This is a genomic window from Acinetobacter sp. GN11 (assembly GCF_054823985.1).
This window is the reverse complement of record NZ_JRVL01000047.1, coordinates 1-8337: the sequence shown is the minus strand read 5'-3', so window position 1 is coordinate 8337 and position 8337 is coordinate 1. Positions and strand designations below refer to the sequence as shown.

Sequence of the window (8337 nt, the reverse complement as noted above, 5' to 3'; positions counted from 1 at the left end):
GTTTACGTGTGGCTTATTACGTTCAAACTTAGCCTTAGCCATGTTTATAGTCCTCGTTTACGTCGAACACAATTCTGAGTAAAACTCAGCATCGACATATCGCCTAAAAAATCAAACACCCAATACTTGAAAAGCAGACTAATAAGCCTGCTTTTTAAATCTTTGTAGAAAATCTACTAAACTGTATCTGGAGCTCTTATCGAGATTTGAACTCGAGACCTCTCCCTTACCAAGGGAGTGCTCTACCACTGAGCTATAAGAGCGATTATCCTTCGATGGAGCGGGAGACGAGGGTCGAACTCGCGACATGCAGCTTGGAAGGCTGCCGCTCTACCAACTGAGCTACTCCCGCACGATGCTGGTATACTTAGCACTTCAATCGAAGTTAATGGTGGTGAGAGAAGGATTCGAACCTTCGAAACTTTCGTAGCGGAGTTACAGTCCGCCCCCTTTGACCGCTCGGGAATCTCACCACATCACACTTATTTCAGTGTTATCCCTTACTTAACAACTTCACACTTTAGATGGTGCCGGCACACGGATTCGAACTGTGGACCTACTGATTACAAGTCAGTTGCTCTACCAACTGAGCTATGCCGGCGCTTCTTAGTGTTTCGTACGTTTCGTATCGGAACGGTGTGCAGTTTAGCAAAACTTCCAAACGATGCAAGCAGTTTTTTTAAAAAAACTGCTAAAAACTCATAAAATCAATCCGTTTGATGATAATTCAACCGCTTTGATCACTGCGCGAGCTTTTATTTGGGTTTCATTCCATTCTGATTCAGGATTTGAGTCAGCAACCAAGCCTGCTCCAGCCTGCACATAGACTTTTTTATCACGGATAACACACGTACGGATTGCAATCGACATATCCATTTCACCATGCCAACCTAAATATCCCACTGCCCCGCCAAAAACGCCTCGCTTAACAGGCTCTACTTCATCAATAATTTCCATAGCACGAATTTTCGGTGCACCAGATAAAGTACCTGCTGGAAAAGTTGCCTTAAATACATCTAGTGCATCGATATCATCACGCACTTCACCTTGTACATTTGAAACTATGTGCATGACATGCGAATAGCGTTCAATGACCATTTGATCAGTCACTTTAACCTTACCAATTTTAGAAACTCGCCCAACATCATTTCGACCAAGATCAATCAACATTAAATGCTCTGCGATTTCTTTTTCATCAGAAAGTAAGTCTTTTTCTAAAGCGATATCTTCTTCTTTAGTTTTTCCGCGTGGTCTCGTACCAGCCAATGGGCGAACTGTCGCAATACCATTTTCAAGACGAGAGAGAATTTCAGGTGATGACCCTACAATATGGAATGGTTTTTGATCCGTAATTGTTTGACCTTGTACCAAGAACAAATAAGGCGAAGGATTTAAATGACGTAAAGCACGGTAAACCTGTAAAGCCTCGCCATCAAAGTCAGAAACCATGCGTTGCCCAGGAACAACTTGCATAACATCACCCGCACGGATGTATTCTTTAACCTTTTCTATGGTCTCAAGAAATTTCGCTTTACCTGTAATCGATTCAAAATGTGGGGGTGTATGCGGCTTAGCTTGCAAACTAACTGGTGTAGCCAACAACTGTTCCAATTGATCTAATTTTTGCTGCGCATCTTCATAAGCATTTGGCTGTGCTGTATCAGCATGAACAATTAAAAACAAGGTATCTTTCAAGTTGTCAAAGACAATGACTGTCTTTGAGAGCATCAACCATAAGTCGGGTAAAGCAATTGGATCAGCCGCAGGCACATTCTTTAAGCGCGGCTCAATATAACGAACTGCATCATAGCCCAAATAGCCAACCAATCCGCCTGTAAAACTTGGTAAGTCAGGCAGAAGCTCAGCTGGTGGAACTGTAAATTGCTTCTGAAACTCACGAATATATTCAAATGGATCTAGACAATCTTCTTGTGTGATTGAACCATCAGCATGCTGTATAGATAAAACGCCAGCATTACATGAAAAAACTGTCGACTCACCTAAACCAATCATGGAGTAGCGCGCCCAGTTTTCACCACCTTCAACCGACTCAAATAAATAAGCTTGTTTTTGCTCCTTAAAACGAGCAAAAACAGATAAAGGCGTTTCCGTATCTGCCAAACGCTGACGATAAACTGGAATGGTGTTGTAACCTGATGCCTTAAGTTGTTCGAATTGCGCTAATGTAGTCATGAATTTTTCTCTAATATGGTTTCGATTTAAAACGGTGTTTTTCTAGTTTCGATTTAGACACGCCATCGAAAAACCATACGCTTATTCATGCTGATCTCCATTTCACTCATTAGATAATTAACTCAGCCAAACTATCAACCACTTGCTGAGGTTGGCAATCATAGATATTTTCTCCATGATTATAGCCATAGCTAACCACAATACAATCAATTCCCGCACGACGCGCAGCCTCAATATCGTTACTTGAGTCACCAATCATTAATGATTGCGAAGCAGATATTTTTAAGCTTTGCATGCAATGCAATAAAGGCAATGGATGTGGCTTTCTCTCTGGCAAACTATCGCCCCCAAGTACAACTTGGAAATAAGAAGAAAGTTCTAATGCATCAAGTAACCCTTGAGCAAGTTGCACAGGCTTATTGGTAACACATGCCATATGTATATTCAAAGCTTTACAATGCTTTAAAAACTCAGTGACTCCCGGATAAATTTGAGTATTCACACAAAGTTCTGCACCATATATGTCAACAAATTTCTGTAAGAGGACTTTATGCTGTTCAGTGTCTAATTTTCCAAAAATATGAAGTAGAACGCTTTCACAGAGTTTAGACACTCCTTTGCCGACCCATGCTCGTATCTGGGCTTCTGTTACTAATGGCCAATTGAGCGCTTCTAAACTTAAATTCATAGACCGATACAAATCAGCAGCAGAATCAACCAGTGTTCCATCTAGATCAAATAAAATTAAATCGCGCTTATTTAGTTGTGCAACAGACATCTTCTTCTTCTCAAAATTAAAAAGGCATGCGTTTAGCATGCCTTGATTGTAAAAGCAGCAACGGATTATTTAAAGAACAACCATGCCAATAAAGCTAAGATTACTAAAATAATAATAGTGATTAAACCAACTGAAGCATTCTTCTGCTGCTCTTTTTCTTCAGCAACACGAGAAACAGGCTCATCAAAAGCAACAGGTGTCTGTTGTGTTTGTACATTAACATCTACACCTTCTGGGATCGGTGCAGGTTTTGGAATAGAGATATTCTGTGGCATCCCATCGCGACTGACTTCTATTTCAGCAGCGCGCTCTGTAAGGCTTGGCATACCTTGATCGCTTAAATCTTGAGATGGAGCCGTATTTACAGGTTCTGCTTCAATTTCAGGCAAATCCTCTATTTCCTGCACAGGCGCTAACACAGAAAATTTAAAGCTAGCAAATTGAACAATATCACCATCATGCAGCTGTTTTTCTTGCTCAATACGAATATCGTTTATGAATGTGCCATTCGATGAATTAAGGTCTTGCACCCATAGCAATTGATCTTTTAAAAGCAATGCAGCGTGGCGACGTGAAATTTCAGCAGCTTGTAACAACACATCAGCATCTTGATGGCGCCCTACCAACATATCACGATCAATACTAATTTCTTGGCCAGTAATTTCGCCAGTAATTGCTTGTAATTTCCAAGTCATGCGTATGTCCTATTTCACTTTTTATCAATCATAACATGCTACTACGGCGCTGTGCTTGGACGCAGTGTCGTTGTTGTTACTGTATTTTTAGTACGATTAATTTCAGGCTCAGGCAACTGTAAGGTTTGCTTTCGAACCGCAGGCTCTACCGCTACGGGTGTTGTTACTGTCGAGCTTTTTCCACCCGAAGGAACCTGTTGATAATTTTTTGGCTGAGAGGTAACACTTGGCAGTGTCATCTTTTGATTATAGACATCATCAACCTGCTCAGGCAGTTTGGCAAAATTGCCATTTTGATCCATCGCCAATTGCAAGCTATAAAGCTGATTATAGCGCTGCTGAGACAAACGACGCACATCATTCGCATCACCCACAATTGTTGGATGAATAAAGACAAGAAGATTACGCTTCGTATTACTTCTGCTGTCTGAACGGAATAACCTACCTAGGTATGGAATGCTGCTTAACCCAGGAATACCTTGACGACTGAGTTCAACATCATCAGACACCAAGCCACCTAAAACAACTGTTTGTCCATGCTCGGCCAATACAGCAGTTTTAATAGCCCGTTTATTGGTAATTAAATCAGCCGCCTGACCTTTACTGGTCTGAACATTCGAAACTTCTTGCTCAACTTCAAGACGAACCGTACCGCCTTCACCGATATGTGGAACAACTTTTAATGTCACACCCACATCTTTACGTTCAACAGTTGTGTATGGATTGATACCTGTACTATTCGTAGTGACCGAACCTGTTACAAATGGAACGTTCTGACCGACAACAATATAAGCCTCTTCATTATCCATCGTCACAATGGATGGTGTCGAAAGTAAATTTGATTTGGTGTTAGCTTTGAGGGCTTGAATTAATGCACCATAAGCCTTACGGGAATTCTCAAAATTACCCACAGCAAAAGTTGCACCATTACCCTTATTAGTACCACCTGCAATAGCAGACGCTGCTCCAGCCGAACCACCAGACAAATAACCTGCAGCAATAGAAGATAAACTTGCACCCACATTACTGAAGCTAAGCAAGCCAATTCCACTAGATAAATCACCTAGCGCCCATTGAATCCCAAGTTGATCCGCATCATCTCCTGAGACTTCAATAATGGCAGCTTCAATTAAAACTTGCTGACGGCGAACATCGAGTTGCTGGATAGCAGATTCAATTTCACGCATTAATTGTGGATCGGCCTTAACCACTAACGAGTTCTGGGCATTATCCGCGATAATGCTCACACCATTTTGGCTAAAGCTAGAGATACTGTTCTGATTACTATTATTTGAATTACCATTTAGGTTAATAGATGGCGTAGAAATTGAGCTACCATTTGAACCAGATGAAGATGAGCTGGAATTCTGGTTATTACCCATCAAATTATTAATCGGATTCGATGAGTTAGAAGAATTATTATTACTATTTGACGAAGAAACAGCCTGCCCTGTTACAAGGCCTTGCAAAATCTCAGATAAGTTTTTTGCACTTGCATATTTTAATCGGAAAACTTTTAAGCCACCTAAGCGGTCTGCCGAAGGTACATCCAGCATTTCGATCATGTGGCGAATGCGCTTACGTGTTTCAGGATCACCCTTCACCAAAATACGATTCGTTCGATTGTCTGCAATAATACGTATACGTGCACCACTAAAATCTTTCGAAGCTCCCGTTGCGCTCATCGCCTCAAGTTGAGTAATGATTTCTTCTGCCTGACTTGATTGCAAGTTAATAGCTTCAATATCATTTTGCCCCGTACCATCGAGGTTACGAATGATATTTTCAAGTTGGTAGATATTCGCAGCTCGGTCAGAAACAATCAGCGCATTAGTGCCTGCTATCGCAGCCATATGTGCGAATTGAGGCATTAAAGGGCGAAGTGCTGGAATTAAATCATTTGGATTCGTGTTTTCAAGCCAAATGACTCGAGTGACGATTTGATCACCACGCAGTCTATTTCTAGAATCGTAAGGAATTCCCGAATTTTTAACATTACTATCCGGCACCAGCTTAATGGTGTTCCCAGAAGGAATTGCCACAACCCCATTTACATTTAAGACCCCAAGAAAAAGATCATAAACTTCATCTTTATTGAGGGGTTTGTTCGATATTACTGTGACATTGCCACGCACTCGCGGATCTACTGCAAAGTTTTTCCCCGTAATGTCTGCAACTTCATTAATAAATGCAGTTAAGTCAGCATCACGTAAATTGATCTTCCATGTTTGGGCATAAACGCTGCTACTCACTGTCGCAATCAATGGGGCAGCTGCAAGTAATGCCCAAAGTGGACGTTGATGATTCAATAAAGCCATAACTTGCGATAATTCCTAACTCTTATGGTGACGTGTTATCACTAAAAATTTTGTTGTATGGTCATCACTTGATCACCACGTTTTATTTCTAATTTCACTTGCCCAGCTCGACGAGCCTGTTCAAGTAACTGCACATCCGTTTGTCCTTGCCCAACCGTTTGACCGTTTAAAGAAACAATCCGGTCACCCGGCCTTAAACCTAACTTATTTCGAAGCGCAGTGGGTGTACGTTCTGTAACTTCAAAACCTCCGCCTGAGTTCCCGCTTACCCCCATATCTTTAAGGTACTGCTCTCGGTTCCCTTGCATTTGCTGAATAGCCTGTCCAAGCGCTTCTTGAGTCGTATTAGTCGAAGGTGCCTGTTGAGTAGGAGCTGTTGAATTCTCTGGGGATGCCTGTGGATTAGGTGGTTGATATAATCCGTTTGGCAAACCTTTAAACTGAAGCTCACGTGTACTGCCATTACCTTGACGCAATATCACATGATCCCAATAAACTTCTGCTAACTGGTAAGATGTAGAAGCTATTGTTTCACCTACCCGATACCGGTCAGCAGTATTATCAAGCTTAATAACAGCCGAAGAAAAACGGTTCGGATAACCGACTATCACGCCTTGTAATTCTAGGTTGACATTTTCCTGAGCTGCATTGGCTGAAGGTTCATTAAAAAGCGAAAAAGTACTAATGTTAGGAATTTGCGGTTGCTGTAATCCTAACTCTACCCGATCAAACTGCATCATTTGAGGAGGAGCAATGACCCACCAAAACAATGAAGCCAATTTCCAACATAGCCATAAAAGTAAAAAGGCAAATACGATAACACTTAACCGATCTAATTTTTGCCACTGTAGTTGCTGTAACTTCTCAATCCATACTTTCATTATTAGTTACCCCCTTGTATTAAGGGTTGACGAGAACTAATGACAAAAGTATCTAAACCTGCTTTCCCATCATAAGACGGAATATTTAGTAATAATCTTTGTGTAAGCTGCACATCAAGCATCATATTGGCATCTAATAAAAGGTTTGCCATTTTTTGACTGCGTTGATCACGTATATCAACTTGTAATTGTCCATTTTGATCCGTTAATTGCCCATTTAAAGAAGGCATATTCATCCGGTCTTGACGGTCACCAATATTATAAATTAAAGCACCACCACCCCAATGCAATTGACCATCAACTGCAGCGAAACCTTGCTCTTTTTTATAATTAAAATCAATATCTTTTAACTGAATACTGTTCACAGGCCATTGCCAGTTCACAATTTGTTTTAATGTTTCAGGCGCAATTTGACCATTCATTGCCCTTACAAGTACTTTTTTACCAACACCATAGGCCATTATCCCAGATAACTGGGTATTTCCACTATGGATATCTACATCAGCAGCGAACCTTAATAAAAATAGGTCTAGAGGTCTAGTTTTCCAATGAATCGAGCCTCTCAAAGTACCGCGCCGCCAATCTGCTTGGCCTTGCCAGATATTTCCACTTACATTGTGTAGAGTTTGATTATTCTTTGAAAATTTAGAAATAAGCCAAGTCGCTGGGATCTGTAAAATAATAAAAATTAAAAATGCAATGAGGGCAAATAACCACCACTTCCATTGCTTAGACTTTTTCTTCATTCAGCCTTACCAACATGCAAATTATCGTCCTTATTTTGAGAGTAGCTCCCTAGTCTGACATTATGCATACTTTTTCAACATCGCCAATTCACTTCATATAAAAAAACCAAGCAATCGGGCTTGGCTTCGGTATTAAGACTATAAGTTGAACGTATGACAAAATCATGAAAACCTAGTGCTAAAAGAACTAAATGCACATTTGATCTCAACAATGTATTTAAAGATGAATTTAAACACTCAATTTCTTAAATAATATTTACAGCAAAATTTTAGATATTTTCACTCACAAAAAAGCCAGGAAAATTTTCCTGGCTTTTTAAAACAGCAATACGATTAGATTAAGAAATCTTCAAGTTTTGCGCCTTTTTCAATTTCAGCAACTAACCAACGTGGTTGTTTACCACGGCCAGTCCAAGTCTCTTCAGAATTGTTTTTGTTGCGGTAGCGAGGCTCAACAGATTTACGTGTTGTTTTCTTACGTTTTTGAGCACCAAACTCAAGAAGTTGTTCAACACTAAAACCTACATTTTCAGCAATCTCGATAATTTGATTATAAGCATCTTCGATTGCTTGATCTTTTTTACTTGCAATTAAAGCTTCCGCTTCTTCTTGTAAGCGTTTTAACTCTTCAACAGATAATTCACTGATATCCGGTTTCATTAATAAATACTCCAGTCTTACAGACAATTCAAAATAATACAGACAAAATTTAAAAACATAAAATCA

Annotated in this window: 7 protein-coding genes and 4 tRNA genes; all 11 read right to left on the bottom strand. The window is 40.2% G+C overall.

Annotation, left to right across the window (positions count from 1 at the left end; translation table 11 throughout):
- Positions 1–188 precede the first annotated feature (188 nt).
- Positions 189–263, bottom strand: a tRNA-Thr gene (locus NL42_RS06020).
- Positions 264–276: 13 nt separating this feature from the next.
- A tRNA-Gly gene (locus NL42_RS06015) sits at positions 277–352 on the bottom strand.
- Positions 353–389: 37 nt separating this feature from the next.
- A tRNA-Tyr gene (locus NL42_RS06010) sits at positions 390–473 on the bottom strand.
- 52 nt (positions 474–525) lie between these two features.
- Positions 526–601 (bottom strand) — tRNA-Thr (locus NL42_RS06005).
- Positions 602–699: 98 nt separating this feature from the next.
- On the bottom strand, positions 700–2193 hold the full coding sequence (trpE, locus tag NL42_RS06000; protein ID WP_336170082.1) for an anthranilate synthase component I: 1494 nt from the start codon (positions 2191–2193) through the stop codon (positions 700–702).
- 109 nt (positions 2194–2302) lie between these two features.
- A complete protein-coding gene (locus NL42_RS05995; RefSeq protein ID WP_016139483.1) occupies positions 2303–2971 on the bottom strand; it encodes a phosphoglycolate phosphatase in 669 nt (222 codons plus the stop codon).
- Positions 2972–3036: 65 nt separating this feature from the next.
- Complete coding sequence (locus tag NL42_RS05990) at positions 3037–3666, bottom strand: FHA domain-containing protein (protein WP_461312100.1); 630 nt, start codon at positions 3664–3666, stop codon at positions 3037–3039.
- 41 nt (positions 3667–3707) lie between these two features.
- On the bottom strand, positions 3708–5984 hold the full coding sequence (gene gspD / locus NL42_RS05985) for a type II secretion system secretin GspD (RefSeq protein WP_461312099.1): 2277 nt from the start codon (positions 5982–5984) through the stop codon (positions 3708–3710).
- A gap of 41 nt (positions 5985–6025) precedes the next feature.
- Entirely contained in the window at positions 6026–6865 is an 840-nt protein-coding gene (locus NL42_RS05980; protein WP_461312098.1) for a type II secretion system protein N, read from the bottom strand.
- Between the two features lie 2 nt (positions 6866–6867).
- Positions 6868–7611 carry a type II secretion system protein N gene (gene gspN, locus NL42_RS05975; protein ID WP_461312097.1) on the bottom strand — a complete coding sequence of 248 codons (744 nt, stop codon included), beginning with the start codon at positions 7609–7611 and terminating at the stop codon, positions 6868–6870.
- Between the two features lie 333 nt (positions 7612–7944).
- The gene (locus tag NL42_RS05970) at positions 7945–8271 is read right to left on the bottom strand and encodes an H-NS histone family protein (protein ID WP_002053185.1); all 327 of its coding nucleotides are present in this window, start codon (positions 8269–8271) and stop codon (positions 7945–7947) included.
- Positions 8272–8337 lie beyond the last annotated feature (66 nt).